29 protein-coding genes are annotated in these 26,167 nt (G+C 69.5%); 18 read left to right on the top strand and 11 right to left on the bottom strand.

Translation table 11 applies throughout. The features are described from left to right. The 7 genes from ACIBVQ_RS25330 to ACIBVQ_RS25300 form a co-directional block, all read left to right on the top strand. Window positions 1–936: phosphopantetheine-binding protein (locus ACIBVQ_RS25330; protein ID WP_399180386.1), on the top strand; the 936-nt coding region annotated here is incomplete at its 5' end. Beyond that, complete coding sequence (locus ACIBVQ_RS25325) at window positions 926–2,341, top strand: condensation domain-containing protein (protein WP_362913408.1); 1,416 nt, start codon at window positions 926–928, stop codon at window positions 2,339–2,341. The genes ACIBVQ_RS25330 and ACIBVQ_RS25325, both read left to right, overlap by 11 nt. After that, window positions 2,341–3,096 (top strand): alpha/beta fold hydrolase, encoded by a 756-nt coding sequence (locus ACIBVQ_RS25320; protein ID WP_352014535.1) that lies wholly within the window; start codon window positions 2,341–2,343, stop codon window positions 3,094–3,096. The genes ACIBVQ_RS25325 and ACIBVQ_RS25320 overlap by 1 nt, the downstream gene beginning before the upstream one ends. Continuing rightward, window positions 3,093–4,859, top strand: a complete 1,767-nt coding sequence (locus ACIBVQ_RS25315) for a non-ribosomal peptide synthetase (RefSeq protein ID WP_352014534.1) — start codon at window positions 3,093–3,095, stop codon at window positions 4,857–4,859. Before ACIBVQ_RS25320 ends, ACIBVQ_RS25315 begins: the two co-directional genes overlap by 4 nt. Then, entirely contained in the window at window positions 4,840–6,000 is a 1,161-nt protein-coding gene (locus tag ACIBVQ_RS25310) for a cytochrome P450 (RefSeq protein WP_399180383.1), read from the top strand. The genes ACIBVQ_RS25315 and ACIBVQ_RS25310 overlap by 20 nt, the downstream gene beginning before the upstream one ends. A gap of 4 nt (window positions 6,001–6,004) precedes the next feature. Continuing rightward, on the top strand, window positions 6,005–7,120 hold the full coding sequence (locus ACIBVQ_RS25305; protein ID WP_399180381.1) for a 50S ribosomal protein L11 methyltransferase: 1,116 nt from the start codon (window positions 6,005–6,007) through the stop codon (window positions 7,118–7,120). 130 nt (window positions 7,121–7,250) lie between these two features. Next, entirely contained in the window at window positions 7,251–8,051 is an 801-nt protein-coding gene (locus ACIBVQ_RS25300; RefSeq protein WP_399180379.1) for a S1 family peptidase, read from the top strand. Between the two features lie 60 nt (window positions 8,052–8,111). Here the strand turns inward: ACIBVQ_RS25300 and ACIBVQ_RS25295 are convergent, their stop codons facing one another. Together ACIBVQ_RS25295 and ACIBVQ_RS25290 are read right to left on the bottom strand one after the other, a co-directional pair. Further along, window positions 8,112–9,299 carry an MFS transporter gene (locus ACIBVQ_RS25295; RefSeq protein WP_362913417.1) on the bottom strand — a complete coding sequence of 396 codons (1,188 nt, stop codon included), beginning with the start codon at window positions 9,297–9,299 and terminating at the stop codon, window positions 8,112–8,114. Then, a complete protein-coding gene (locus ACIBVQ_RS25290; protein WP_399180377.1) occupies window positions 9,296–9,880 on the bottom strand; it encodes an ArsR/SmtB family transcription factor in 585 nt (194 codons plus the stop codon). Before ACIBVQ_RS25290 ends, ACIBVQ_RS25295 begins: the two co-directional genes overlap by 4 nt. 248 nt (window positions 9,881–10,128) lie before the next feature. Between ACIBVQ_RS25290 and ACIBVQ_RS25285 the strand changes: the two genes are divergently transcribed. Then, complete coding sequence (locus ACIBVQ_RS25285) at window positions 10,129–10,725, top strand: hypothetical protein (protein ID WP_399180375.1); 597 nt, start codon at window positions 10,129–10,131, stop codon at window positions 10,723–10,725. Between the two features lie 91 nt (window positions 10,726–10,816). Here the strand turns inward: ACIBVQ_RS25285 and ACIBVQ_RS25280 are convergent, their stop codons facing one another. The 3 genes from ACIBVQ_RS25280 to ACIBVQ_RS25270 form a co-directional block, all read right to left on the bottom strand. Beyond that, on the bottom strand, window positions 10,817–13,141 hold the full coding sequence (locus ACIBVQ_RS25280; protein ID WP_352014527.1) for an excinuclease ABC subunit UvrA: 2,325 nt from the start codon (window positions 13,139–13,141) through the stop codon (window positions 10,817–10,819). A 681-nt stretch (window positions 13,142–13,822) separates the two neighbouring features. Then, a complete protein-coding gene (locus tag ACIBVQ_RS25275) occupies window positions 13,823–14,749 on the bottom strand; it encodes an inositol monophosphatase family protein (RefSeq protein ID WP_399180373.1) in 927 nt (308 codons plus the stop codon). Between the two features lie 23 nt (window positions 14,750–14,772). Further along, a complete protein-coding gene (locus ACIBVQ_RS25270; RefSeq protein ID WP_362785498.1) occupies window positions 14,773–14,913 on the bottom strand; it encodes a hypothetical protein in 141 nt (46 codons plus the stop codon). A 125-nt stretch (window positions 14,914–15,038) separates the two neighbouring features. Here ACIBVQ_RS25270 and ACIBVQ_RS25265 point away from each other — a divergent pair, with 125 nt between their 5' ends. The 6 genes from ACIBVQ_RS25265 to ACIBVQ_RS25240 all read left to right on the top strand — a co-directional run bounded on the left by ACIBVQ_RS25265 (window position 15,039) and on the right by ACIBVQ_RS25240 (window position 18,363). Next, the gene (locus ACIBVQ_RS25265) at window positions 15,039–16,337 is read left to right on the top strand and encodes a helix-turn-helix domain-containing protein (RefSeq protein ID WP_399180371.1); all 1,299 of its coding nucleotides are present in this window, start codon (window positions 15,039–15,041) and stop codon (window positions 16,335–16,337) included. A gap of 355 nt (window positions 16,338–16,692) precedes the next feature. Further along, window positions 16,693–16,911 carry a hypothetical protein gene (locus ACIBVQ_RS25260; RefSeq protein WP_399180368.1) on the top strand — a complete coding sequence of 73 codons (219 nt, stop codon included), beginning with the start codon at window positions 16,693–16,695 and terminating at the stop codon, window positions 16,909–16,911. Then, window positions 16,908–17,258, top strand: coding sequence for a hypothetical protein (locus ACIBVQ_RS25255; protein ID WP_362785490.1), 351 nt, complete (start codon window positions 16,908–16,910; stop codon window positions 17,256–17,258). The genes ACIBVQ_RS25260 and ACIBVQ_RS25255 overlap by 4 nt, the downstream gene beginning before the upstream one ends. Window positions 17,259–17,311: 53 nt before the next feature. Beyond that, window positions 17,312–17,611, top strand: a complete 300-nt coding sequence (locus ACIBVQ_RS25250; protein ID WP_399180366.1) for a hypothetical protein — start codon at window positions 17,312–17,314, stop codon at window positions 17,609–17,611. A gap of 281 nt (window positions 17,612–17,892) precedes the next feature. Continuing rightward, the gene (locus tag ACIBVQ_RS25245) at window positions 17,893–18,126 is read left to right on the top strand and encodes a hypothetical protein (protein WP_362780387.1); all 234 of its coding nucleotides are present in this window, start codon (window positions 17,893–17,895) and stop codon (window positions 18,124–18,126) included. Window positions 18,127–18,138: 12 nt separating this feature from the next. Further along, window positions 18,139–18,363, top strand: coding sequence for a BldC family transcriptional regulator (locus tag ACIBVQ_RS25240; protein WP_362780385.1), 225 nt, complete (start codon window positions 18,139–18,141; stop codon window positions 18,361–18,363). 7 nt (window positions 18,364–18,370) lie between these two features. On the opposite strand, the gene ACIBVQ_RS25235 is transcribed toward ACIBVQ_RS25240, so the two are convergent. From ACIBVQ_RS25235 to ACIBVQ_RS25220, 4 genes are all read right to left on the bottom strand, one after another. Next, complete coding sequence (locus ACIBVQ_RS25235; RefSeq protein ID WP_399180364.1) at window positions 18,371–18,823, bottom strand: pyridoxamine 5'-phosphate oxidase family protein; 453 nt, start codon at window positions 18,821–18,823, stop codon at window positions 18,371–18,373. Window positions 18,824–18,837: 14 nt separating this feature from the next. Beyond that, on the bottom strand, window positions 18,838–19,191 hold the full coding sequence (locus ACIBVQ_RS25230; RefSeq protein ID WP_386190325.1) for a VOC family protein: 354 nt from the start codon (window positions 19,189–19,191) through the stop codon (window positions 18,838–18,840). Window positions 19,192–19,323: 132 nt separating this feature from the next. Further along, window positions 19,324–19,971, bottom strand: coding sequence for a response regulator transcription factor (locus tag ACIBVQ_RS25225; RefSeq protein WP_362780377.1), 648 nt, complete (start codon window positions 19,969–19,971; stop codon window positions 19,324–19,326). Continuing rightward, window positions 19,968–21,335: a sensor histidine kinase gene (locus ACIBVQ_RS25220; protein WP_399180361.1), complete on the bottom strand. Its 1,368-nt coding sequence runs from the start codon at window positions 21,333–21,335 to the stop codon at window positions 19,968–19,970. The genes ACIBVQ_RS25225 and ACIBVQ_RS25220 overlap by 4 nt, the downstream gene beginning before the upstream one ends. A gap of 97 nt (window positions 21,336–21,432) precedes the next feature. On the opposite strand from ACIBVQ_RS25220, the gene ACIBVQ_RS25215 reads away from it, so the two are divergent. Then, window positions 21,433–22,347 (top strand): ATP-binding cassette domain-containing protein, encoded by a 915-nt coding sequence (locus ACIBVQ_RS25215; protein WP_399180359.1) that lies wholly within the window; start codon window positions 21,433–21,435, stop codon window positions 22,345–22,347. Between the two features lie 5 nt (window positions 22,348–22,352). Next, window positions 22,353–23,156 (top strand): ABC transporter permease subunit, encoded by an 804-nt coding sequence (locus ACIBVQ_RS25210; RefSeq protein ID WP_399180357.1) that lies wholly within the window; start codon window positions 22,353–22,355, stop codon window positions 23,154–23,156. A gap of 3 nt (window positions 23,157–23,159) precedes the next feature. On the opposite strand, the gene ACIBVQ_RS25205 is transcribed toward ACIBVQ_RS25210, so the two are convergent. Beyond that, a complete protein-coding gene (locus ACIBVQ_RS25205; RefSeq protein WP_386190321.1) occupies window positions 23,160–23,291 on the bottom strand; it encodes a LysR family transcriptional regulator in 132 nt (43 codons plus the stop codon). A 124-nt stretch (window positions 23,292–23,415) separates the two neighbouring features. On the opposite strand from ACIBVQ_RS25205, the gene ACIBVQ_RS25200 reads away from it, so the two are divergent. Continuing rightward, window positions 23,416–24,009 carry an RICIN domain-containing protein gene (locus ACIBVQ_RS25200; protein WP_399180354.1) on the top strand — a complete coding sequence of 198 codons (594 nt, stop codon included), beginning with the start codon at window positions 23,416–23,418 and terminating at the stop codon, window positions 24,007–24,009. A 106-nt stretch (window positions 24,010–24,115) separates the two neighbouring features. On the opposite strand, the gene ACIBVQ_RS25195 is transcribed toward ACIBVQ_RS25200, so the two are convergent. Further along, window positions 24,116–24,289 carry a hypothetical protein gene (locus tag ACIBVQ_RS25195; RefSeq protein WP_399180352.1) on the bottom strand — a complete coding sequence of 58 codons (174 nt, stop codon included), beginning with the start codon at window positions 24,287–24,289 and terminating at the stop codon, window positions 24,116–24,118. A 237-nt stretch (window positions 24,290–24,526) separates the two neighbouring features. On the opposite strand from ACIBVQ_RS25195, the gene ACIBVQ_RS25190 reads away from it, so the two are divergent. Beyond that, window positions 24,527–25,909 (top strand): alpha/beta hydrolase, encoded by a 1,383-nt coding sequence (locus ACIBVQ_RS25190; RefSeq protein ID WP_399180350.1) that lies wholly within the window; start codon window positions 24,527–24,529, stop codon window positions 25,907–25,909. Window positions 25,910–26,167: the final 258 nt, after the last annotated feature.

Raw genomic sequence — 26,167 nt, 5'->3', positions numbered from 1 at the left:
ACCGGGGAGATCTGCATCAGCGGCCCCAGCCTCGCCCACGGCTACCTCAACCGGCCCGCCCTGACCGCCACCCACTTCCGCCCCAACCCCGGCCTAGAGCCGGGCGAGAACCCGGGCGGTGCGACAGGTGAAAGCTCCGCGAACCCAGACGAAACCGTGATGGCCTCAAAGACGGGCGACACCCCGGCCTCACCGACCGGCGGGCGGCTCTATCACACCGGGGACCTGGCCACCTACACCCCCGACGGCCTCCTGCTCTTCCAACGCCGCACCGACACCCAACACAAAATCCGCGGCTACCGCATCGAACTCACCGAGATCGAAAACGTCCTGACCACCCACCCCCGCATCACCCACGCCGCCGTCACCACCCACCCCGACCCCACCGGAACCCTCCGCCTCACCGCCTACCTCACCCTCAAAAACACCCACACAAACACCGACGCAGACGCAGACGGGGGCGGGGGCGGGGAAACGCTCACCGCCACCGACATCCGCACCCACCTGGCCCCCCACCTGCCCGACTACATGATCCCCGCCACCTACCTGCCCCTGACCCACCTGCCCACCACCCACAACGGCAAGACCGACCGCAACGCCCTGCCCCCACCCCACACCCTCACCCCCCTACCGACCAGCGACGTCGTCGAGCAGCGAACCAGTCCCCTGCACGACACCCTCGTCGGCATCTGGAAAGAGGTCCTGGGGGTTCCCGCCGTGGTCTCGGCGGACAACTTCTTCACGCTGGGTGGGCATTCGCTGGCGGCCGTACGGTTGCTGTTCCTGGTGCGTGACCGGTTGAAGGTCGAGCTGACGCTCCGCGACCTGTACGACACCGAGGACTTCGCGGCCTTCGTCACCTGGGTCGGTGAGCGGCTCCCCGCAGGTACGGAACTCACGGCTCCCGACACGGCGGCGTCCCCCGATGAGCACTGAGCACAGGAGCGCGGCGGAGACCGGACGCCTTCCCCTGTCTCCCGCGCAGCACCGGCTCTGGTTCCTGCAGCAGTTCGACCCGGAATCGACGCAGTACAACGTGTGCCTGGGCTACGAGCTGCGCGGCGCCCTCGACGTCGAGGCCCTGCGGCGCGCGCTGACCGAGGTGGTCGCCAGGCACGACGCCCTGCGTACGAGTTTCCCCGCCGAGCGGGGCCGTCCCGGGGCGCGGATCGAACCCCCCGGTGAGGTGCCGCTGCCGTACGTCGATCTGGCCTCCCAGGGTGGGGACGCCGCCGAGTTCGCCGCCGCGCAGGTGGCGCGGCCCTTCAACCTGGCCGCCGCCGCCCCGGTGCGGGCGAACCTGCTGAGGCTGGGCGAACAGCGGCACATCCTGCTGCTGGAGATGCACCACATCGTGATCGACGCGTGGTCGGTGCAGATCGTCACGGCCGAGATCGGGGAGCTGTACGCGGCGTACGTGAAGGGCGAGGAGGTCGAGCTGCCCGTCCCGCAGGCCGGTTACGCCGACTACGCGGCCTGGCAGAGCGGCCTGTTGGGCGGTGAGTACCTGGAGCGGGAGTTCGCCCACTGGCGGGAACGGCTGCTCGGGGCGCCCGCCGTGCTGCCTCTGCCGACGGACCGGCCGCGTTCGGTCTCGCAGACGTTCGCGGGCGGTGAGCTGCCGGACGTGGTGCCGCCGCCGCTGGCCGTACGGCTGCGCGGGCTGACCGGTGAACTGCGCAGCACGATGTTCGTCACCACCGTCACGGCCTTCATGATGCTGCTGGCCCGGTGGACCGGGGTGCACGACGTCGTCCTGGCCGTCCCCGTCGCGGGGCGGTCGCGGCCGGAGTTCCACGCGACCGTCGGGTTCTTCGTCAACACCGTCCCGTTACGTGGCGACCTGTCGGGAGATCCGTCCTTCCGGCAGGCGGTGGCCCAGGTCGGATCGGCCACGCTCGACGCGCTCGAACACGACTCGCTCCCCTTCGACATGCTGGTCGACCACCTCGGCGTCCCGCGTGACCCCACGTGCAACCCACTGGTCCAGGTGGGGTTCCAGCTGCTGCGCACGCCGCACCGCGCACAGCCGGCCCGCTGGCACGACATCGAGGTCGAGGAGTGGGACGGGGTGCGTCAGCAGGTCACCAGACTCGACCTGGAGCTGCACGTGCTCGACACCGCGGCGGAGACCGTCGAGACGCTGCTGTGCTACCGCACCGATCTGTTCGACGGGAGTTCGGCCGAGAACCTCCTCGCTGGCTACCAGTCCTTGCTCGCCCAGGTCGTGGCCGATCCCGACCTGCCGCTTTCGAAGCTCGACGTCTCCCCGCGCCGCGTCACGCACGAGGGCACCCGGAGTGGAGCAGGCGCGGACACCACGGAGAACGGGGGAATGTGATGACGGCGCCGATGCTGGTGACCGACTGGTTCTGGGTGCCGGTGCCCAGGCCGAACGCGGAGACCCGGCTGTTCTGCTTCCCGCACGCCGGCGGGGACGCGCCCGCCTTCGCCGATCTCGCCAGGGAACTGCCCCCCGAGATCGAGGTGTGGGCCGTACGGATGCCCGGCAGGGGCGGGCGGTTCACCGCGCCGCACGCCGCGGACGTGAACGAGCTGGTCGCCTGGGTGAGCGCGGCGATGCGGCCGTTCGCCACCGGGAGGTACGCCCTGCTGGGCCAGAGCATGGGCGCGCTCGTCGCCTACAACGTGGCCAGGGAGCTGTCGCCGGAGAACCCGCCCGTCGCGTGCGTGCTGGCCGCGCTGCTGCCGCCCCACCTGTGGAACGGCCCACCCGGGCCGACGGGGACGCAGGACGTGGTGACCTTCCTGACCTCCATCGACGACACGGTGACCGAGGTGCTCAACCACCCTGACCTGCGGGATCTCGTCCTTTCTGTCGTGAGCGCCGACCTCAACCTGTGCCAGGACTACCTGCACCGGTGGGAGCCGCTGCTCGACTGCCCGGTGCTCGGGCTGGTCGGCACCGACGACCCGACCGTGAGCGGTGAGGAGATGACGGGCTGGGCGCGCAGCACGACCGGGCCGTACAGCATGCGGGTCCTCGAAGGAGGCCACCTGGTGGTCCAGGCGGCCGGAGCCGTGCTGGCGCGGACGGTCGCCGACTTCCTGAGCACCTCGGCGGGTGTGGCATGAACCGCGCCGACGCCCCCGCCGTCATCACCGAGTCGGGCACGCTGACCTACCGAGGACTTGAGCGGCGGGCCGCGCAGTACAGCGCGGCGCTGGTCCGCGCCGGGCTGCGGCCCGGTGACGTGCTGGTGATCACCGTTCCCGACGGCCCCGACGCCGTCGCGGCGCTGCTGGCCGCCCGCCGGGCGCGCACCCCGTTCGCCTGGCTGACCGCCGACCAGCCGCTTGAGCGGCAGATGGCGATCGTGGCCGACTCCTCCCCGGTCGCCGTGCTCGCCCCCGCGGGCGCCGACCCCTTCCCCACGGCGCTCGTGCAGGTGGAGGGGGACGAGGCCACGGTCGTACGGCGGGCGACGGGTGAGGCGAGGCGGACGTCCGTACCGCAGGACACCGAGTACGTCGTCTACACCTCGGGCTCCACCGGCACCCCCAAGGGCATCGTGCAGCGCACCGGCAACCTCGACCAGCTCACCCGCTGGCTCTCGACCGAACTCGACACGCGTCAGGGCGCGCGGATGCTCCAGTGGGCCAGGCTCGCCTACGACGCCGCCTACGTCGAGATCATGACGGCGGTGCACGGCGGGGCCGCGCTGGTCATCCCGCCGGGGGAGGTCAAGGGCGACCCGGCCAGGATCCACCGGTGGATCGTCGAACACGAGGTGACGCACCTGCAGACCGTGCCGAGCCTGTGCCGTCACCTGCTGGACGCCGCGGCGGGATCGGCGCCGGTCGGCAGCGTGCGGACGCTGAGCCTGTTCGGCGAGTCGCTGCACGCCGAGCTCGTGCTCGCCGCCCGCGACGCCTTCCCCAAGGCGGCCGTGCACAACTTCTACGGGCCGACCGAGTGCATCCTCGCCACCTCGCAGCAGGTGCCGCAGGACGCCGTCGATCCGATCCCGCTGGGCAGGCCCATCCCCGGACGGGAGATCCTGCTGACCGACGAGGACGGACGGCCGGTGCCGGACGGGGAGATCGGGGAGATCCGCGTCCGCAGCGGGTTCCTCGCCCACGGCTACCTCAACCGGCCCGAGGAGACACGACAGGTCTTCCTGCCCGAACAGACCTACCGCACCGGTGACCTGGCCCGCCGTACGGCCGACGGAGGGCTGGTCTTCTCGGGAAGGATCGACGACCAGGTCAAGATCAGGGGCGCGCGGGTCGAGCTGGGGGAGATCGAGGCGGCGCTCTACCGCGACCCGGCGGTCGCCCAGGCCGCCGTCAGGACCTACGGCGACAGCCCGGAGACGCTGCGCCCGGCCGCGTACGTCCAGCCGCGTCCCGACGCGGTGATCGACGTCGCCGCGCTGCACCGGCGGCTGACCAGGTCGCTGCCCACGTACATGATCCCGGCGGCGTACGTCGTGCTTGACGAGATGCCGCTGACCTCGACAGGCAAGATCGACCGGCTGCGGCTGCCCACCCCGGACGCCCCCGACGCCCGTGACCGGGGTGTCGAACCGGTCGCGTTCAGCACCGAGACGGAACGCGTGCTCGGGGAGATCTGGTGCCAGGTCATCGGCTGCGAGCAGGTGGGACCGGACGACGACTTCTTCACCGTCGGCGGCTACTCGCTGCTCGCGCCGCAGGTCACGGCGGAGGTGCTGGAGCGGTTCGAGGTCGGGCTGCCGGTACGGGCCGTGTTCGACCACCCGACCCTGCGGGAACTGGCCGCCCGCGTCGACCACGAACTCGCCGGAAACCCGGCCGAGTCAGCAGAGCCGGACCAGACAGCGGAAAGGAATCCCAATGCTGCTGGACACCTATGACCTCACCGACGCCGGATTCTGGGCCAGGGACGACGCGTACACGATCCTCGACGAGATCCGGGGTGAAGGCGCGGTCCAGCGGCACGAGTCGGGCCAGGAGGGCCCCCTGTGGGCGGTGCTCACCCACCGGGAGTCGCTCGCGGTCCTCGGCGACGCCAAGACCTACAGCTCACAGGGCGGTTCGCTGCTGGGCACCGGGTACGGTCCCCCCGCCGGGGCCGGGCGGATGATGGCGCTGAGCGACCCGCCGAAGCACCGCGCCTACCGTGACCCGGTCATGCCGTTCTTCTCCGCCAGGCGCGCCAACGGCCTTGAGGAGCGCATCCGCGACCTGACCGAGGGCGTCATCGAACGGCTGCTGGTCAGGGAGAAGATCGACTTCGTCAAGGACATCGGGGCGGTCGTCCCGCTCACCGTGATGTGCGACCTCATGGGCATCCCGGACGAGGACCGCGACGAGATCGTGGCGATGTGCGACCAGGCGTTCCTCGGCCGCAACCCGGCGGAACGGCGTGCCGCGCACCAGCGGCTGCTGCCGTACCTGCTGCAGCTCGCGATGGAGCGCAAGGCCGCCCCGGGGGACGACGTCATCAGCGCGCTCGCCGCCGACCTCGAACTCGACGAGGTCGTGCTGAACTGCGACAACATCATCGTGGGCGGCATCCAGACCGTACGGCACACGGCCGCGATGGCGATGCTCTCCCTGGTGCGCAACACCGACGCCTGGCGGGAACTGGACGGCAAGGCCGACCCGAAGCTCGCCACCGAGGAGCTGCTGCGGTGGACCTCCGTCGGGCTGCACGTGCTGCGCACGGCCAAGACGGACACCGAGCTGGCCGGACAGCGGATCAAGGCGGGTGACCGGGTCGTGGTATGGACGCCGGGGGCCAACCGGGACACCGCCGTCTTCGAAGAACCGCACCGCCTCGACCTCAACCGGCACCCCAACCGGCACATCGCCTTCGGCTGGGGCGAGCACTACTGCATCGGCGGGCCGCTGGCCAGGACCGAGCTGCGGGTGCTGTTCACGGAGCTGTCCAGGCTGGTGGCGGAGGTCGAACCGCTCGGCGAACCCGAGTACAACTCCTCCATCATCAACTTCGGGCTGGACTCCTTCCCGGTCCGCCTGCACCGCAGGTGACGTCGTGTGGCAACCGGGCGCCCAGGTGGCGCGGGCACGTGGCGTCCAGGCCCTTCGCTCCCTCGGCGGGGCGCTGCGCGAGGTGGGGTTCACCGAGGAGGCGACGGTCGCCGCCCTGTCCGCCGAGGACCCGACGGACCTGCTGAGCAACACGGCCTTCTACGCCGTCTGCTCCGCAGAGCGGGTCCCCGAGCTGCTGACGAGCCCGGCGGGCGTCATGGCGCAGCTCTTCGTGCGCAACGGCGAGGTGCCCGGGGACGTCTACACGACGGTGGTGCCCACCGGGCTGCGCGGGCTGCTCGCGGCGCTCGAACTGGTCGTGGAGCGGGACGGGACGGTGACGTCGGAGGTCTCCGTCTCGCCCTGCCGTTCCATGTATCTGCTGTCCGACCAGCTGTTCAGGGGTGACGTCTCGGTCACCATGGCCGCCCGGTCCACGCTGGTCATGCCGCCGCACGCGTCGAGTTTCGAACTGCTGGACAACCTTGGTCCCGTCGACGGCAGGCTCCTGGACGTCGGGTGCGGCTGCGGGATCCTGGCCCTGGCGTTGCGGGAGGGTTGTTCCTCGGTCGTCGGTGTCGATCTCAATCCGAGGGCGGTCGCGTACTCCCAGGTGAACGCCCTGGTCAACGGGCTCGACGTGGGCCCGGAGGAGAAGGCCGACTTCCTGGCCGCGGACCTGCGCTCCGGGCTGGCGGTCGGTGACCTGGCCGACCACCTGGTGTTCAACAGCCCGACCGGTCCCAACCACCACGCCGAGGCCGAGGTCGGCTGGATGAGCGCCGAGCACGCCCTCGGGTTCGTGGCCGCCGCGATGCCCGGCGTGCTCCGCCCGGGGGGTACGGCCCGCGTGCTGCTGATCGTCGAGGTGCCCGAGGACAGCCCCTCGGTGCCGGAGCTGGTGCGGGGCTGGCTGCCGGAGGAACAGGACGTCCAGGTGGCCGAGCTGCGCCGTTCTCCGCTGGCGATCTCCGCCGCCGCCGTCACCGGGGGCAGACTCGACCCCGGCTGTCTCATGGCCGACGGCGCCGCAGGGGCCGCCCGGCTGGTCAAGCACCTGCGTGAGCGTCGTGTCCGTGAGGTGGTCCCGGCCCTGGTGACGCTCACCCTGCCCGGCTGAGGGGGCTGTCCCTACCGTACGGCCACGTGCTGCCAGGATTTTCCCGACAAAAGCGGATAAATAGCCTTATTCAGTATTAATTCCCACTGAAGGGCTGGCCCTTTTGTTTGGCATGCAATCATCCCGCCGGGTGGCGTCGCGTCTCGCCATCGTCGTCGTCGCCGGTACGGCCTGCCTCGCCGTCACGGCCGGCAGCGCCGGAGCGATCATCAACGGCAAGGACTCCACCGAGTCCTACCCGTTCATGGCGTCCGTCCCGATCTCCGCCCCCGCCCAGGGCCTCAAGGACGGCCAGTGCGGAGCGGCGCTGATCCACCCGCGGTGGGTGGTGACCGCGGCCCACTGCCTCAACACGGAGATCGGCTCGATCCCGGCGGGAACCGTCCGGGTCGGCAGCGAGAACCGCACCTCGGGAGGCACCGTCCGCGCCATCTCGAAGAAGGTGGTCCACCCCGGGTTCCGGCAGAACCTCAAGGGTGGCCCCAACCGCGACGACATCGCCCTGATCCGCCTGGACCGCCCGGTCACCCAGGAACCCGTCAGGATCGCCGAACAGCCCGGCCGCCCCGGCACCCCGACCAGGATCATCGGCTTCGGCACCACCGTGTTCAGCAAGAACCCGGCCGAGTGGAAGATGGCCGAACGGCTCCAGGAGCTCGACACCCGCAGGGGCGCCGTCTCCGAGTGCGGCCCCGGCTACGCCTCGGGCAGGCGCCTGTGCACGGTCAGCCGGGTGCGCGACGCCATGGCCTGCAACGGCGACTCCGGCTCACCGCAGATCCGGCGGGGCCGTACCGGCCGCTGGGAGCTCATCGGCGTCACCTCGGGGCCCGGCGCCGCCAGCCCGTCCTGCGCGGAGGGCCCCGGCCTCTACGCCAACGTCCCCGCCTACGCGGACTGGATCAGCAGGACCATCAAGAAGTACGGCTGACGCCCGGAGCCGTGGGGAAGGCCGTCCTCGGCCGGTCGTGGGAGTCCGGCCCACGCCCGGTCAGGCGGCGACGAGCTTGGGGGCCCTGCGCAGGAGCACGGCCCCCGAAAGGGTCAGGACCGCGCAGCAGACGCCCAGCAGGACGCGGTAGTCGACCGACGCGATGAGCGCGGCGCCGAGCGCGATGGAGAGCGTCTGCGGCCCGACCGTGGCCAGGTCGGCCGCCGCGGCCACCCTGCCCAGGACCTGCTGCGGCGTCGAACGCTGCCACGCCGTGGTGTAGCCGACCACCAGCCAGGGCACCCCGCAGCCGATCAACGCGAACCCCGCGACGACCACCGGCAGGCTCGTCGTGGTCAGCAGCGCCGTACCGACGGCGACCGTCAGCAGGCCCGCGCCGACCGCCCTGGCCTCGCCGTACCTGCGGATCAGCGCGGCGACGACCAGGCCGCCGCAGATCCCGCCCGCGCCCTGGACCGACATCAGCACGCCGAAGAACGAGGCGGGGCGCCCCAGGCCGTACTCGATGACCGCGAAGTCGACCGTGTCCAGCAACCCGACCACCGCGAAGCTGGCGGCGACGGCGACCGTGGTGAAGGCCACCAGGGGAGTGCTCGCGATCTGCCGGAACCCCGCCATGATCTCCCGCCGGAACGGCTCGCGCTCCTGGGGCGGGGTCGGGGCGGACTCCTCGACGCGCAGGGTGAGCAGGATGACGACCGCGACGGCGAAGGTGATCGAGTCGAGTACGGCGAGCATGGGGCCGCCGACCGCGGTGTAGACGGCGGCTCCGGCCAGCGGGCTGAACAGCCGGATGCCCTCGCCGACCGTCCGGATGGCGGCGTTCGCGCCCGCGAGGTCCTCACCGGAGAGGATCTCCTTGACCAGCCCCACCTGGGCAGGGCGCAACAGGATGAAGGAGAGGCCGTACCCGAGGGCGACCGCGTAGATGATCCACAGATCGGCCACCGTGTGCACCCGCAGCAGGGCGAGCACGCCGAGGCCGGCGACGATGTTGACCCCGATGAGCAGAGGCTTGCGGCGTAATCGGTCGACGATGTGGCCCGCGAACGGGGTGAGGACCACCGGCAGGGCCAGACAGAGGAAGACCACTCCCGCCGCCGCGTTCTGGCCCGTCAGATCCTTGGCCCAGATGCCCAGCGACAGGTAGAGCGCGCTGTCGCCGAAGGTGCTGAGCGACTGACCGGCCAGGAGCCTGCGGAAGCGTGAGTCGCCCAGCGCGCTCATGCCTGGGTCGCCGCGTCGTCGGCCGGCTCCGGGTAGTGTTCGGCGCTGCTGGCCATGAACAGTCTCACCGGGCGCGCCCCCTCGGGCCGCAGCTCGGCCTTCTCGACCCGGTCGAGGTATCCCATGACCATCGACCTGAGGAACTCCCTGAACTCCGACAACTCCGTCGGGGTCATCCAGAGCGTGGCGCCCAGGACCAGGCTCGCGTTCTTCCACTCCTCGGGCTCTGATTCCATGCGCCCACGCCAGGCACGCAGGCGCGCGAACTCTTTTTCGAGGAACACCTCCGCGAGGGCGTTCCCCATCGGGGTGGTCTCCGCCGTGGACGCGATCGACTGGACGGGCTTGGCCAGCCGCCACGGCTTCTCCCTGGTATGGGAGGGAGCCCGTTCGATGAAGCCGTACTCGGCGAGGGTGCGCAGATGGAACGAGCAGCTCGCGACGCTCTCTCCGATCACCTCCGCGCACCGTGTCGCGGTGGCCGTGCCCAGCACTCCGAGAGCTTCGAGCAACGCGAGCCTGATGGGATGTGCCAGAGCACGCAGTGCGCGTGGATCGGTGATGGCGGGGTGCTCGTCCATGGCGCCATTATGATGAGACAAGAACCCTTTCGCAAGAATTCTTTAGAATGCGTGAACGGTTGACGCGCCGTCACCTGGCCGTCATGAGAGTGACTGTCGTGTGACAGTCGGTCGACCTGTCGTGACCTGCGGTCCGGTGCGGGACTCATGCCCGATCGGTCTGATGACGGATCGGGCGAACCATCCCAGGGGTCTCATACGTCTCACCTTCCATGAAGATCCTGACAACCTGTACCCTCGCTGTTGTCATGGCGACTGTCATGACCCCCGCCCTCGCGTTCGCGTCCTCATCCGCCTCCGCGGGGGCGATTCCGCCGGGGTTCCTGCTGTACGAGAAGGCCGCGGAGCAGAAGAGCGTGAACGGTATGTGGTCGGTCAGCCAGGCCAAGGACGCCAAGCTCGCGGTGAACCCCTGCTACGTCGGCTCTCCCGCCGCCGCGGGCAGGATCGCGGCCCGTACGGTCACCTACGTCGCGGTCTCCGACCAGCGTTCCGAGCAGGTCATCCTCTACCAGTCGGCGAAGGCCGCCTCCCAGGCCCTGGCCGACGTGCGCAAGGCCCTGGTCCGCTGCCCCGCCATCCAGACGTCGCAGACGGCCTACCGGTACTCCGGCAGCCCCCTGGCCCTCGGCGACGAGGGGCTGGCCGTGACCGGACAGCTCTACCAGGGCAACAAGGCCAAGGTCGGCGGCGAACGGGTGGTCCTCACCCGCCGCGGCAACGCGCTGGTCGTCTACGCCCGATCCGGGGAGTGGGGAGCCCCCGACAAGACAGACTTCGCACACCAGACGAAGGACGCCCAGACAATGCTCGCCAAGATCTGCCAGGTGGCCAAGTGCTCATGACCCCGACCCCCTGAGGCCGAGGCGACCTCAGGGGCACGATCGCGCCGGGCGTCGCGGTGACGACGCCCGGCGCTTCACGTCAGACCTTCGCTCAGGACTCCGTGTGGGCCCCGACGTACGCCGCCAGGTGCTCCCCGGTGAGGGTGGAGCGGGCGGCGACCAGCTCGGCGGGCGTGCCCTGGAAGACGATCCGGCCGCCGTCGTGACCGGCACCGGGACCGAGGTCGATGATCCAGTCGGCGTGCGCCATCACGGCCTGGTGGTGCTCGATGACGATGACCGACTTGCCGGACTCGACGAGCCGGTCGAGCAGACCGAGCAACTGCTCCACGTCGGCGAGGTGCAGACCGGTCGTCGGCTCGTCGAGGACGTAGACGCCGCCCTTCTCCGCCATGTGGGTGGCCAGCTTGAGGCGCTGCCGTTCGCCGCCGGACAGCGTGGTGAGCGGCTGACCCAGGCTGATGTAGCCGAGCCCGACGTCGACGAGCCGCTTGAGGATGGCGTGCGCGGCGGGAGTGCGCGCCTCACCCGAGCCGAAGAACTTCTCGGCCTCGCTCACCGACATCGCGAGCACCTGGCTGATGTCCCGCCCGCCGAAGTGGTGGTCGAGCACCGACGCCTGGAAGCGCTTGCCCTCGCACTCCTCACAGACGGTCGCCACCCCGGCCACCATCGCCAGGTCGGTGTAGATGACACCGGCGCCGTTGCAGTTGGGGCAGGCGCCCTCGGAGTTGGCGCTGAACAGCGCGGGCTTGACGCCGTTGGCCTTGGCGAACGCCTTGCGGATCGGGTCGAGCAGCCCGGTGTAGGTGGCCGGGTTGCTCCGCCGCGACCCCCGGATCGCGCCCTGGTCGATCGAGACCACGCCCGCGCCCGCCGGGATCGACCCGTGCACCAGCGAACTCTTGCCCGACCCGGCGACACCGGTGACCACGACGAGCACCCCGAGCGGGATGTCCACGTCCACCTCGCGCAGGTTGTGCGAGGTGGCGCCCCGGATCTCCAGGGCACCCTTCGGCGTGCGCACCTTCTCCTTGAGGGCGGCGCGGTCGTCGAGGTGGCGGCCGGTGAGGGTGCCGCTGGCCCGCAGTTCCTCCACGGTGCCCTCGAAGCAGACGGTGCCGCCCGCCGTACCGGCGCCGGGGCCGAGGTCCACGACGTGGTCGGCGATCGCGATCGCCTCCGGCTTGTGCTCGACGACGAGCACGGTGTTGCCCTTGTCGCGCAGCCGCAGCAGCAGGCCGTTCATCCGCTGGATGTCGTGGGGGTGCAGACCGGTCGTCGGCTCGTCGAAGACGTAGGTGACGTCGGTCAGCGAGGAGCCGAGGTGACGGATCATCTTGGTGCGCTGCGCCTCACCGCCCGACAGCGTGCCCGAGGGCCGGTCGAGGGAGAGGTAGCCGAGCCCGATCTCCACGAACGAGTCGAGGGTCTGCTGCAGCGTGGCCAGCAGCGGCGCGACCGAGGGCTCGTCGATGCCGCGTACCCACTTGGCCAGGTCGCTGATCTGCATCGCGCAGGCGTCGGCGATGTTGACGCCGTTGATCCGCGAGGAACGGGCGGCCTCGTTGAGCCGGGTGCCCCCGCACTCGGGGCAGGCGGTGAAGGTGACCGCCCGGTCGACGAACGCCCGGATGTGCGGCTGCAACGCCTCCTTGTCCTTGGCCAGGAACGACTTCTGGACCCTGAGGACCAGACCCTCGTAGGTGAGGTTCATGCTCTCGACCTTCACCTTGGTCTGCTCGCGGTACAGGAAGTCGTGCAGCTCGGTCTCGCTGTAGTCGCGGATGGGCTTGTCCGGGTCCATGAAGCCGGAGGAGGTGAAGACCCGCACCAGCCAGCCGTCCGGGGTGTAGCCGGGGATGGTGATCGCGCCCTCGTTGAGCGACTTGCTCGCGTCGAAGAGCTGGGTCAGGTCGATGTCGGTCACCTTGCCCATGCCCTCACAGCGAGGACAGGCACCGGCGGGCAGGTTGAAGCTGTAGTGGAACGACGGCCCGGCGCTCGGCTCACCCAGCCTGCTGAAGACGATCCGCAGCATCGCGTTGGCGTCGGTCGCGGTGCCGACGGTGGAACGGGAGTTGGCGCCCATCCGCTCCTGGTCGACGATGATCGCCGTGGTCAGCCCTTCGAGGAGGTCGACCTCGGGCCGGGCCAGCGTGGGCATGAAGCCCTGAACGAAGGCGCTGTAGGTCTCGTTGATCAACCGCTGGGACTCCGCGGCGATCGTGCCGAACACCAGCGAGCTCTTGCCCGAGCCGGAGACGCCGGTGAACACCGTCAGCCGCCGCTTGGGGATCTCGACGCTGACGTCCTTGAGGTTGTTCTCCCGCGCACCCTGCACGCGGATCAGGTCATGACTGTCGGCGGTGTGTGATGCGGGCGACTGCGTGTCCGTTCTGATGGCCTTGCTCAACTTCTCTCCATCCGTCTGGGAACCGCTTTCGCGGTCTTCCGTCGGCGTCGCCTGGGTTGTCGGGGATCTCCACCACAGCCGGAACCATCCGGATGGACACGCCACAAGACGAAGCTCACGGCGGTTGTTGGGCGCGTCCGCGGGATTCACGCGATGTTCGCGGTTCTTGCGGGGGTGAGGTGACAACGCCACAGGGCGCCGTCCGAACGATCATGGCAAGGGGGGAGAGACCCGGAAACAGACCCTAGCCCGATCTGGAGGGCTTCGAGCACAATGCGAGCTTCTTTCCCCCGAGTTTTCGCACAAATTTTCCCACGGCCCAGGATCTGGTCCCTCGATGGGCGTGCTCGTGGCTACTGGCGGGCTGGGGGTGTTGTGGACCCTTCAGGGTGATGAGCGACAGGGCCGCAACCCGCTGTTCCCCCTCACCCAGAAGTGGTTGCGAACCCTTCAGGGTGATGAGCGACCCGAGGGTAAAGTCCCAGGTCAAGCCGGGTACCGCAGGAGCGGGATTCGCTATTTCTGCAGCAGTCCGGCGGTAGTGCAGCGGTGCAGGTCAGAGCGTTGATCATCTTGGAGTCCGGTCGAGTCCAACGGCTCTTCCGTAAGCTACTCGCTTTCATATCAGCCCCCGAAGGGGAGATGAAGGGGAAGGGCGAAGCGGTGTTGGCCTGTCGGGGTTCAGGCTTCTCGTAGCGCGGTGAAGATGTTCTCGGCGAGGGGCAGGCTGGAGGCGGCGATGAACCTGCGGCGTTGGTTCATGGCCTTGCCGATGTCGGCGAGGGTGTCGAAGCGATAGTCCAGCGGGATGGGGTGGCCGTGGAGGTCGAGGACCACTCCGTTGGCGGCGTTGAGGATGTAGTGGCCGGGGGCCAGGTCCCAGACGGCGAAGCCCTTCGCGAACTCGATCATCGCGTCGCTGAGCCCTGCGGCGACGTGGCACAGTCCGACGGACCCGAAGTCCACTCCGAGACGGCCCCTGCGGGCACCTTCCGGGGAGGGGCGGCTGAGTTCCTCAAGGAGTCGGGCCTGCTGGGTGAGGGGATGAAAGCGTTCGGCGGGTTTCATGAGGTAGTTCGTGACCAGGGCCTCCGGCAGGGGGACTACCCGGTTCAGCCGCAGGGGGTGGGGGGTTCCGTCCTGGGTGATGACGAAGGCGTGTTCGTGGCCGGTGTCGTCGCGGGCGGCGAGGTAGATCTGCAGGTGGTGGAAGATGTCGCCGACGACCGCCGCGATCGGGCGGGCGAGACGGCGGGAGTAGACCAGGACGTGCGTGTAGCCGTACAGGGCGCGGACGGCCAGTTCGCTGGTGTCGAGCGGATCGACCAGGACGCACAGGTCCGGGTCGGGGTCGGTCCCGATGACCTGGGGGTCGGCCTCTTCTGAGGCGTAGACATAGGACGGGATGATCGCGCTCAGCAGGTCCCGGTAGCGTTCGTGCATCCACAGGTCGTGTGCGGACAGGAAGTTGCCGGCGTGCCGATGGTTTCGGCTCTCGGAGCGCTCACCCGACAGCGCGGCCTCGATGAGGCGGGGCCGGATCTCGTCCATCACCGTGACGACCAGCCGGACAAGGTCACGCGCGAGAGCGGACAGTTGGGGCGTCACGGTGCACCTTCGTTCGGCTGTGATCAGCGTGGTTGGACGGGGTGAGGGGCGTTCTTGTCGGTTTCGGTGATGAGGTCGAGGAGGCCGGTGAGAAACGCCGGGGTGGCGGCGATGGTGACGGCCTGCTCGGCGATGGGCAGGACCGTACGGACGTCAAGGGTCATACCGGCAGGCTCCGCTCCCACAGCGAGGTGAACACCCGATCGAAGACGGGGAACAGCTCGTCAGTTCATTTCGTAGAAAGCCTTTCCACCGTACGGCCCGGGATCGGGAAGTTCCGACTTCTCCCATGGGACGGGGTGGCGTCCTAGCCTTGAGCTGTCGGAACATCAGGAAGGGGATGTGGCCGGTGAATGACGACCGTAATGAGCCCACCGATCCGGTGCTCACTGTCGGGCAACGCATCAAATATCTGCGCGAGCGGCGCGGTATGACCCAGGAGGTCCTCGCGGGCCTCGTTGGAAAGTCTGTTTCCTGGTTGAAAAGCGTGGAGGCGGGGCGGCTTCAGCAGAACCCGCGTCTTCCCATCCTTCTGCAGCTCGCCGAAGCGCTGCGGGTGCGTGACCTGTCGGCACTGACAGGAGACCAGTCCATGCCGGTCCGCATGTTCACCGGCCCTGGCCATCCGGCGCTGGACGCCGTACGGCAGGCCATCAACACGACGCCGCTGCGCCCATCCGGGACGGTCCAGCCGCTCGGTCATCTGCGTGGCCGTCTGGACGCCGCCTGGCGTGCCCGGCACGCTTCCGCCGACCATCGGACCGCTCTGGGGCGTCTTCTCCCCGACCTGGTCCGTGACGTGCAGCTGGCAGCTGTGATGTACCGGGGAGAGGACCGGCGCCGCGCGAACGCGCTCCTCGCCGAGACCTACGGCCTGGCCCAGATGTTCCTGGCCTACCAGCCTGCCCAGGACCTGCTGTGGCGGGTCGCGGACAGGGCGTTGACAGCAGCTCAGGAGGCTGACGATCCGCTCGCGCTGACCTGCGCGGTGTGGTTCCTGGGCCAGGCTCACCGGGACGTCGGGGACTTCGAGGCTGCGTGGGCGATCAACAAGCAGGGCATGGCCGCCGTCCAGCCGTACATGGACGATCCGGGCGTGGACCTGCTGGCCATGTGGGGCGCGTTGCACTTCGAGTTGGCGTTCACGGCTGCCCGTGTCGGGAATGCCGGAGAAGCCTGGTCGTACTGGGAGAAGGCAGGCCGGGTCGCCGACCGGTTGCCCGGCGACTACTACCAGCCGTGGACGAGTTTCTCCCGGGTCATCATGGACGCGCACGCGGTCACGCTCGCTGTGGAGCTGTCCCAGAGTGGTGAGTCGGCCAGGCAGGCGGAACGGGCGGCCCTGGCGGCCATTCCCTCCCAGCCGCGCAGGGGACGCCACCTGATCGAGATCGCTCGGGCGCATCGCCTTCAGCGTGATCACGACGCCGTGCTCGGCACCCTGGAACTCGCCCGGCAGGCGGCACCGGAGACGATCCGCTACAACGGGTACGCCCGCCGCATGCTCGTCGAACTCGTGGAGACGGGTCCTGCCCCGCTGCGTCCGCGCGCCCGGGAGCTGGCGGACAAAATCGCGTTGATGGTCTGACCGAAACCAGGGGTCACAGAGTGTGTCCCCTGGTCTCTCCGCCGCCTTCTACGGTCCTTCCATGCTTCCGGAACAGGCCGTGCGGCAACCACGTGAGGCTCTGACCGTCCACGGTGTCCCGACATCCGGCGGGTACGCCACATTCATCCTCGGCGGCCTGCTCGTATGGTGCGGGCCTGAACGTCTCCGCTGGTCTCGTGCTCCCGGCGGCTGGATATGGCACTCCATCGACGATCCGGTGGAAGCGGCACGTCTTCTCGCCGACCGAACAGCCGACGCCATGTCCTCGCAGGACCGGTCGCCCGGCGAACACCTCGCCAGGAAGAGCCCTGATCGGATCACGGAGGTTCAGATCATGCACGACGCTCCCACCGTCCCGACGATCCCGGGGTGGCGGTTGATCATCAGCGACGCTGGGCGGTTCTGGGCGATCCGCAACCGGGCCTTTCCGCGTACGGCGTTGCGGGCCGGGACGGAGCCGACGGTGGACGCCGACACCTTCGAGGAGGTCCGGGAGGCCGTGGCGAAGCAGGAGGAGAAGGCCCGGGACGCCGTTGAGGGGGTGCCTTCGTGACCGGAAGGCATCGGGACGGCCAACCGTACGTGCCGGTCTATCGAAGGGTGTGGGACGGCCCGGCCCGTGCGGAGGCCGAGCGAATCGACCTGGCGTGGGCGGACTGGACGGTTCTCTACAGTCTGGGCCGACGCAACTTCTACGCCATGGCCGTCTGGGACGGCCCACGCCCGGTCATCGTCGAGGACGCTACCGGTGAGGGACTGGAGGAGCGGATGCGGGAAGCGGAGATGATCAGGGCGATCCGGCTTGCGCCGCCTTCACTGGCTCGGCGGAGGCGTCCGGACTCTGAGGTGCAGGGCCGGGACATGGCCGAAGGGCGTTCGCCGGGTGGGAGGGCGGCATGACGACCTGGATTCCTCGCCAAGTTTCTGAGTTTTCGGATCGAGCCTGTAACTCCGTGCAAGCGGCTCATCCGGACTGGCTGGTCTTCCACAGCTCGCATTCCGGCCTGTGGAGCGCCTACCGAGGTGTCCTGCCCGGCAGGCCGTACGCCGGGGACGTGTTGTTGGTGCGGGCCGGGTCCGCCGAAGAACTGGATCGCAAGCTGGCCGCTCAGGTGTTCCCGGTGGTGCCGCCGAGCATTCAGGCCGTCGCCGTCGCCCGTGCTCTGCAGACCCGGACCGCCCGGATCTCCCGGGCCGTTCACGCCGTCGGACCAGGTCGGTCCACGGCGTTGCGCAGACTGCTGCGCTCCTAGAAGCCGGTACGGCGGGCGGTGGGACGTCATCCCACCCGCCGCCCCGCCGTACCTCGTGAACGTGCGGCTCAGGTGGGAGGGACCTGGGCCGCACACCCTCGCAAGACGGCTCCCGCACACGCCGAGTGTGCTGGGGAAGAGGGAGCCGTCTGGCGCACCGGTCTTCCTATAAGGAAGGCCGGTCCTCCTCCAGGGTGCCCGGTCCGTGCTCCCCGGCTCGGGGCCGGGCACCCGCCCCCTGAAAAGGCAGCCCCCACCTCATCCCGCACCCAGGGAAGACCATGACCGACGACGAACGACGGTTGATCGACCTGCTCATCAGCACCCACCCCGGCTGGCGGTATGAACACCTCCACCTGCCCGGTCTGCCCAAATGGTGGGCCATCCGGTACAAGCCGCTATGCCTCGACCAGCGCGAAGCCGGAGCCAGAGACATGCTCGGCCGTACGACACTGCGTCGGTTGGCCCACGCTCTGGCCCGGCACGACGAGATCCTCCACCGCAGCCGTTACTGAAGGAGCCCCGCCATGTCCCCCCTCAAGGCCGTCGCCCCCGATGGGACTTTCACCACCGGACCGGACACCACAGAACGCCTCCTCACCCCTGGAGAGGTCGCGCGGATCTTCGGCGTGGACCCCAAGACCGTCAACCGCTGGGCCCTGACCGGGCGGATTCCCTCGGTGCGGACACCCAGCAGACAGCGGCGTTATCGGGAGAGCGACATCAAGGCCCTCCTCGGGGTCTCCCATTGAGAGAAGGTCAGACCAGCCAGTGGCCGTCGCGCATCAGGTCGCGGTCTCGTAGTTCCTCCACCTCGCGCCAGGACTGGATGTGGCGCGGTGAGACGCGGAACCAGCGGTACGGCCCGGCCGACTCGCGCGGGTCGAAGCCGGTGCGCTTGGCGAAGCGGTCTCCCTGTTCCGGGGACAGCGCGTCCATCTCAAGGACCTCGACCGTGCCCTCGATCATGGTCACGTCGCGGGTGTGGCCGAGCCCGAGCCTGACGGTTCGGGTGGCGGCCAGGTTCCTGCCGGTCGGGCTGTTGGCCGGGGTGGACAGCAGCAGCGCTTCGCCGTCCCAGTCGAAGGACAGCGGCACCATGTACGGCACTCCGTCCGCCGAGGCGCTGGACACCCAGAGGTCGACGTCGTGGGCGAGCCGGTGCTCGGCGTCGTGACGTCGCTGGACACGGGAGCGGGGTGCGTCGTTCATAGCCGGTGTGTCGCTCACTTGTCCTGGAGGAGGCCGAGGACGTTGCCGTCGAGGTCGGTGAAGGTGGCCACCAGACGGCCGCCGCCGACGTCGTGCGCGGCCTCCTTCACGGTGGCTCCGGCGGCGGTCACCTCGGCCAGCTTCGCCTCGATGTCGGTCACGTGCCAGTAGGCCACCGGAGCGTCCGGGCTCTGCGGTCCGGAGGGCACCAGCCCGATGTGCTGGCCCTCGACGTCGAAGCCTACGTAGTAGGGGGAGTCGGCCTGCGGCTCCACTCCGAGCAGGGCGGTGTAGACGGCCTTGGCCGCCGCCAGGTCGGAGACGGGGTGCAGCACGGTCCTGATGCCCTGGTGGGAAGAGTCAGCCATGGTCGCTCCTGGATCAAATGCGTATATCTGGTGATGTGTCGGGGGTAAATCCCCGTTCACGATGACCACGCTATCTGTGTCCCACGCCCCGGCGCTTCTCCGATTCTGACCGGCCCCTGAAGCACCCCGGAATCAGCGGTGGCCCGCGTCCCTGACCAGTAGGGCGGCCTGGACGCGGTTGGAGCAGTTGAGCTTGGTCAGGATCCGGCTCACGTAGGTTTTGACGGACGCCTCGCTCATCGCCAGCCCACGGCCGATCTCGGCGTTCGACATGCCCTCGGCCAGCAGCCGCAGGACCTCGTCCTCGCGGGGGGTCAGCGCGCCGAGCAGTTCGGCGGCCTCCCTTCTGCGGTCCACCTCGGCGGGGGTGACCATGCCCAGGACCAGCCGGGTGACCGGGGGAGACAGGTAGGCGTCGCCGCCGTGCGCGGCCCTGACAGCGCGGATCAGCTCGTCCGGCGCGCAGCTCTTGAGCACGAACCCGGCCGCGCCGCCCCGCAGCGCCCGCACCACGTTCGGCTCGGTGCCGAACGACGTCAGCACCAGCGTCCGCAGTGCGGGCACCAGCCCGCGCAGCTCCTCGATCGCGCTCAGGCCGTCGAGCACCGGCATGTTGACGTCGACCAACGCGACGTCCACGCGGTGCCCAAGCGCCGCCTCGACGGCGGCCCTGCCGTTCGCCGCCTCGGCCACGACCTCGATGTCGGGCGCGGACTCCAGCACCGTGCGGATGCCCGCCGTGATCAGCGGCTCGTCGTCGGCCACCAGAACCCTGATCACCGGACCACCCCCAGCAGCAGGCTCGCGGGCAGCGTCACGAACATCAGGACCGCGACGGCGGCGCCGAGGGCGACCGTACGGACCCGTCCCACGGCGGGCAGGTCGTCCACGACGGGATCCTCCTCCAGAGGCGTGACGGGGAGCATCGCGAAGAGCCGGAAGCCGTCGTCGGACAGCCGGTGGTCCAGGACCCCACCGGCGGGCCGTACCCGCTCGGCGAGCCCCGCGAGACCGTGGCCCCCGCTCCCAGAACCCGGGACATCACCCCTACCGGCCTCGGCCCCGACCTCGGGACCCAAAGCTCCGAGATCCGAGACCCCGGCCCCGGTCTCAGAACCCTCGCTCCCAAGACCCGAGACCCCGGGACCCGAGAGACCGTCCCACCCGACCTCGACTCCGGCTCGCGTCTCATCCCCGGCCCCGGTCTCCGGCCGTTCCGGCAGGGGGTTGACGACCGTGAGCAGCAGGGCGTCCGACTCCCAGTCGACGTTCACGGTGACCGGCTGGCGCGGGGCGTGTTTGGCCGCGTTGGTCAGCCCCTCCTCGACCACCCGGTAGGCGGCCTGTCCCGCCGCGAAGGACAGGGGACGCGGCCGCCCCCGTTCCCGCAGCGTCACCGGGACGCCCGCCCTGCGGAACTCCTCGGTCACGGTGCCGATCGCCTCGACCGTCGGAGACCTGGACGGCTCCTCCTCGCCGCGTAGCGCCCCGACCAGCTCGTGCAGCTCGTGCATGGCGGCCCGCGCGGACTCGGCCAACTGCCCGACGGCTTGCCGGTGCCGTACGGGCAGCGCGGAGACCTCAAGGGCGGCGGCCTGTACGGAGACCAGGCTGAGCCGGTGGCCCAGGGAGTCGTGCATGTCCCTGGCGATCCGCAGGCGTTCGCGCAGCCGTTCCTGTTCGGCCAGGAGGTCCCGCCGCAGCCGCAGTTGCCGGTTGCTCTGGTCGAGGGCCGCGACCAGCCGCCGGTGCTGTGCGAGATAGAGGCCGACGAGCAGCGGCAGCGCCACGAACACGAGGTAGGTGGACAGCAGGGTGCCGACCGCCTGCGGGGTCAACGGTCCCGCCGCGAGCCGTACGGCCAGGCCCCCCGCACCGGCACCGGCGACCACCGCCACGCCGGAGCGGGAGAGGACCTCCTGCCCGGCCTGGTAGGCGCTCCACAGCAGCAGGATGTAGGAGCCGCCGCTCAGCGAGGCGAGCGCCAGGGCCGCGACGAAGGCGGCGACCGGGCTCCGCGTGCGCAGCACGACCACCAGCACCGTCGCCAGGGCGTACGCCACGACGGCCCAGGACCGGTGCGCGGAGAGGAACAGCACGGTGTCCACGACGACCACGGCGGCGGCGATGAGGTGTCGGCCCATGCCCAGCAGGCTATGCGTGGTCGTGCGCGACTTTCGTCGTCGGGACCGGAGACTTTCGAGGACTGTGCGTGACCTGCCCCGTTCCTAGCCTGAACGGGTGATCGAAGTACGGAATCTCACGAAACGACGCCGGGGCAGGGCGGTCGTCGACGACCTGTCCTTCACGGTCGAACCCGGTCACGTCACCGGATTCCTGGGCCGCAACGGCGCGGGCAAGAGCACCACGATGAGGCTGATGCTGGGCCTCGACCACCCCTGCGCGGGACGGGTCCTCTTCGACGGCGTGCCGTACCGGCGGCTTCCCGAGCCGCTGCGGCGGGTGGGGGTCATGCTGTCGCCGCCGGCCGTGCACCCGGGCCGCACCGCCTTCGACCACCTGCTGTGGCTGGCCAGGACCAACCGCGTCCCCCGGGGGCGGGTCGGGGAGGTCCTGGAGACGGTCGGGCTCACCGGCGCGGCGCGTCAGCGGGCGGGCTCCCTCTCCCTCGGCATGACCCAGCGGCTCGGCATCGCCGCCGCCCTGCTCGGTGACCCTCCGGTGCTGCTGCTGGACGAACCGGTCAACGGGCTGGACCCCGAGGGGGTCCTGTGGATCAGGGGCATGCTGAGGACCCTGGCCGCGGAGGGCAGGACGGTCTTCTTCTCCAGCCACCTGATGGGGGAGACGGCCCTGACCGCCGAACGTCTGGTGGTCATCGGCGGGGGCCGGTTGCTCGCCGACACGACCGTGCGGCGGTTCGTCGAGGACAACGCCCGCTCCCACGTACGGCTGCGCACCCCGGAGCCGGGGCGGATGCGCGAGGCGCTGGCCATGGCCGGGATACAGGTGGGGACGGCGGAGGACGGCTCCCTTGAGGTCCACGGCGTCGAGGCCGCCAGGCTCGGCGAGCTGGCCGCCGCAAACGGCGTGACGTTGCACGAGGTCAGCACGCAGTCGCCCTCCCTTGAGGAGGCCTTCATGAGGCTCACCGGTGCCGAAGCCGGTGCCCGAACCGAAGCCGGGCGGCGGTGAGTGCCATGACGGAGACGTCCCGGACGACGGCGATCCGGGCGGCCGTGGCCGCGGAATGGGCCAAGATCTGGTCGCTGCGTTCGACGGTCCTCGTCCTGCCGTTGACGTTCGTGCTCAGCGCCGTTCTCGCGTATCTCGTCGGAGCGAGCACCGCCAACGGTTTCACCCGCATGTCGAGCGAGATGCAGAGCAGGTTCGACCCGTTGTTCATCACCTTCTACGGCCTCACGCTGAGCCAGCTTCCCCTGGTGGTGTTCGGCGTGCTGGTGGTCGGTGGCGAGTACACCTCGGGGACGATCACGGCCTCGCTGACGGCGGTGCCGCGTCGCGGCCTGTTCTACACGGGCAAGGTGCTGGCCGTGCTGCTGACGGCCCTGGGCGTCTCGGCGCTCTCGGTGGTGGCGGCCTTCGTCGCCGCGCAGGCGGGGCTGGGGCCGTACCGCACCTCGTTCGGCGCGGCGGGGGTGCCGCAGGCGGTCGTCGGGGCCTGGCTGTACCTGGCGCTGATCTGCGTGTTCGCCATGGGGGTCGCGACGATGCTGCGTGGCTCGGCGGGGCCGCTCGCGATCCTGATGCCGCTGCTGTTCCTCGGTTCGCAGGGGCTCGGGAACGTCCCCGGCCTCAAGGCCGTGACCCAGTATCTCCCCGACCAGGCGGCTGCGGTGATCATGCACCTCACCGGTCCGCCGGGCGATCCGAGGTTCGGCCGCGACCTCGGTCCCTGGACGGGGATGGGCGTTCTCGTGCTGTGGGTCGTCCTCTCCCTCGGGGGCGGTTACCTCGTACTGCGCCGCCGCGACGTCCGCTGATCCTCAGTTCTCCTTTTCCAGGCGGCGGATCTGTTCGCCGCCCGATTGCTGGGTGACGTGCATCCGGGCGGCGGCCTTTCCGAAGTGCGGTTCCTCGGCGACCGCGATGGCGTATTCAAGCCGGCGGAGCTCCACGCCCTCATGATTTCAGCGCGTTGACAGGCGTGAACAGGATCGACAGGCACGGCCTGTCAGACATACGCCGATCAGTCGTTGATCTCCGCTCCGTCCTGAGATGACATGTAGATCAATCAGGCGGATGCGTTCCGTGTCGCCCGATCGAAATCGTAATCAATTGGATGTGCCCGACCAGATTCCAGGAAAAGGAGAGGCCATGCCTACGGCAGGCAATTCATCCCGCGCGCGACAGGTCGCGATGCGCATCGGCCTGCGTCTCATTCCGGTGGGGGCGATTCTCGCATCGACCACCCTCATCGCCACACCGGCCCACGCGGCAAGCGTGACCATCATCCGCAGCTGGGAGACGGGGCTGTGCCTGGACAGCAACTTTGCCGGGGAGGTTTACACCTTGCCCTGCAACGTGCCCCAGAACAACAACCACCAGAAATGGCGCACGAACTATCCGAGTACGGGCAGGACCTGGATCCAGAACCTCGCCACGGGACTTTGCCTGGTAACTTCCGAGGGGAACACGGTCCGTACCGTGCCATGCGACACGGGGGGATTTTACCAGGAATGGGTCATTGAGCCATCGGGGCTCGATTCGAACCCGGACGCCTGGATGGCGGGCAATTACGTGACGAAGGATACGCTGAAAAGCGACCGGTCCGGCCGTGTCTTTACCTACTACACCTCCAATCCCTTCCTCAGGAACTGGAAATTCGGTTACTGACGTTCCCTTTCGGCATTGCCTGCCCGCCGGATAGCCTCCGGCGGCCGGCTGCCCGATGCGCGGCGAGGCCGCCGACCGACGGTTCGACGAACGGCTTCGGCGCCGGTCAGCGCGGCGTGAGTGCCGCGTAGCGGTGGAACAGCCGATTGTGAGGATTGATCAGGTCGGCTGGGTCGTGCGCCGCCTCGCGGATCGTTTTCCCGGCGATTCGCGAGGTCCGGGGCGTGTCGTACACCACGCCCGACCGCTCGCGGACGAACGCGCGATATTGACCGGTCAAGAATCGTGGCGTCGAGGATATCGGCATACGCCTGTGATTGGAGATCGCGTGCGTAGAACCGTTTCACTGTTCGCCGTCGTTCTGACGGCTCTTACGATGTTGTCCCCCCTTGTGTCCGCCGAGGCCACGCCTGCGGCTCCAACGGCTCCAACGGCTTCAGCGGCGCCTGCTGCGGCGATCGCCTGGACGCCGTGCCCGCGATACCCCTTTGGCGAGTGCGGCAAGCTCGCCGTACCGGTGGACTGGAACGACCCCGGCGGGCCGACGATCGACCTGGCCGTGGCCAGGCTCAAGGCCACCGACCCCGCGGCCAGGATCGGCTCGCTGCTGCTGCATCCCGGCGGCCCCGGTTCCTCCGGGGTCGGCTACGCGCTTTCCCTGAACAACTTCAGCCCGGAGCTCAAGCGCCGGTTCGACATCGTGGGCTTCGACCCCCGCGGTGTAGAGGGCAGCGGGCGCATCGCATGTTCGGCCCAGCTGATGTCCCAGTTCCCCGATCCGCTCATCAAGAATCAGGCGGAGTTCGACGCCTGGCTCGACTACGGCAAGCGGTTGCGCGCCGACTGCCGTGCCCGGACAGGGCCGGTCTTCGACCATGTCGACAGCGTGAGCGCGGCCCGCGACATCGACGCGATCCGCGAAGCGCTCGGCGAGGAGAAGGTCACCTACTACGGCCTCTCCTACGGCACGCTGGTCGGCCAGATGTACGCCGAACTGTTCCCCCACCGGATCCGCGCCCTCGCCCTGGACAGCAACCTGGACCACAGTCTGAGCACCGGCCCCTACCTCTACAGCTGGGCCACGTTCGCCCAGGACAGTTTCGACGAGTTCGTGAAGTGGTGCGGCAGGGAGACCCGATGCGCGCTGCACGGCACGAACGTGCGCGCGTTCTGGGCTCGCCTGCTGGAGCGTGCCGACCGCGGTGAGATCCGCGCCCCCGGCGCCCCTGCCAGGTCACTCACCAGACAGGACGTGATCCGCTACGCCTTCCGGGCGGGCTATGTACCCACGTGGTTCGAACTGGCCGAACTGCTCGTCGCCCTGGATGCGGGCGCGCAGGAGCCGCCCGCCTCCGCGGCCTGGCTGCTGGGTGAGACGACGAACTCGCGGCAGGCTCCTGCGGCCGCCGAGCCGGAAGTGTCCAACCCTCTCCAGATCTTCTGTGAGGATTTTCGCTGGCCGATCCGCGACTACCGCGAGTACACCAAACATCTCCGCCGCGCCAAGGCCATCGCACCGGACATGGGGATCATCCCGACCAGTCTGACGCTCACCGCCCTGTGTCTGGGTGAACCGGATCCGATCCCGAACCCACAGCATCGCCTGCGGGTGAAGGGCGGCCCGCCGCTGCTGATCGTCAACGGGCTGCACGACCCGGCCACCGGCTACGCCTGGGCGCGCAACGCCGCCGCCCAGATCGGGAAGAAGGCGCGGCTGCTCACCTACGAAGGGTGGGGGCACGGCGCCTATGGCCGTGGCGACTGCGTCACGGCCGCCGTCGACGCCTACCTGATCTCGCTGAGGCTGCCCGCGCGAGGAACCCGGTGCCCGGCCGTACCGGTGGCGCCACCCGACGCGGCCGACCGGCCCGCATGGATGGGAACATGTCCACGTAGATGATCGACATGAAGTTGTTGATGCTGACGTGCAGCAGCATGGCCAGCGGCAGGTGCCAGAGGCCCCATACCGGGCCGAGGATGGAAGATGCTGAAAGCGGTCACCCGGCGAAGCGGAGCGATCGGAAAAGCCTGGGGTCACGGCTCTGAAGCGGACCGAAGCCGGCGCACGGTCACCATCAGCCAGGAACTCAACCGGCATGCCCACCCGCGACTCGCGATCACGCTGCGACCGTTGTTCCGAGAGCCCACAGCGGCGGAT

This window comes from Streptosporangium sp. NPDC049376 (assembly GCF_044466505.1).
Lineage (GTDB): Bacteria > Actinomycetota > Actinomycetes > Streptosporangiales > Streptosporangiaceae > Streptosporangium.
Note: the sequence above shows the minus strand (reverse complement) of the source record. Positions and strands in the feature narration are given on the sequence as shown.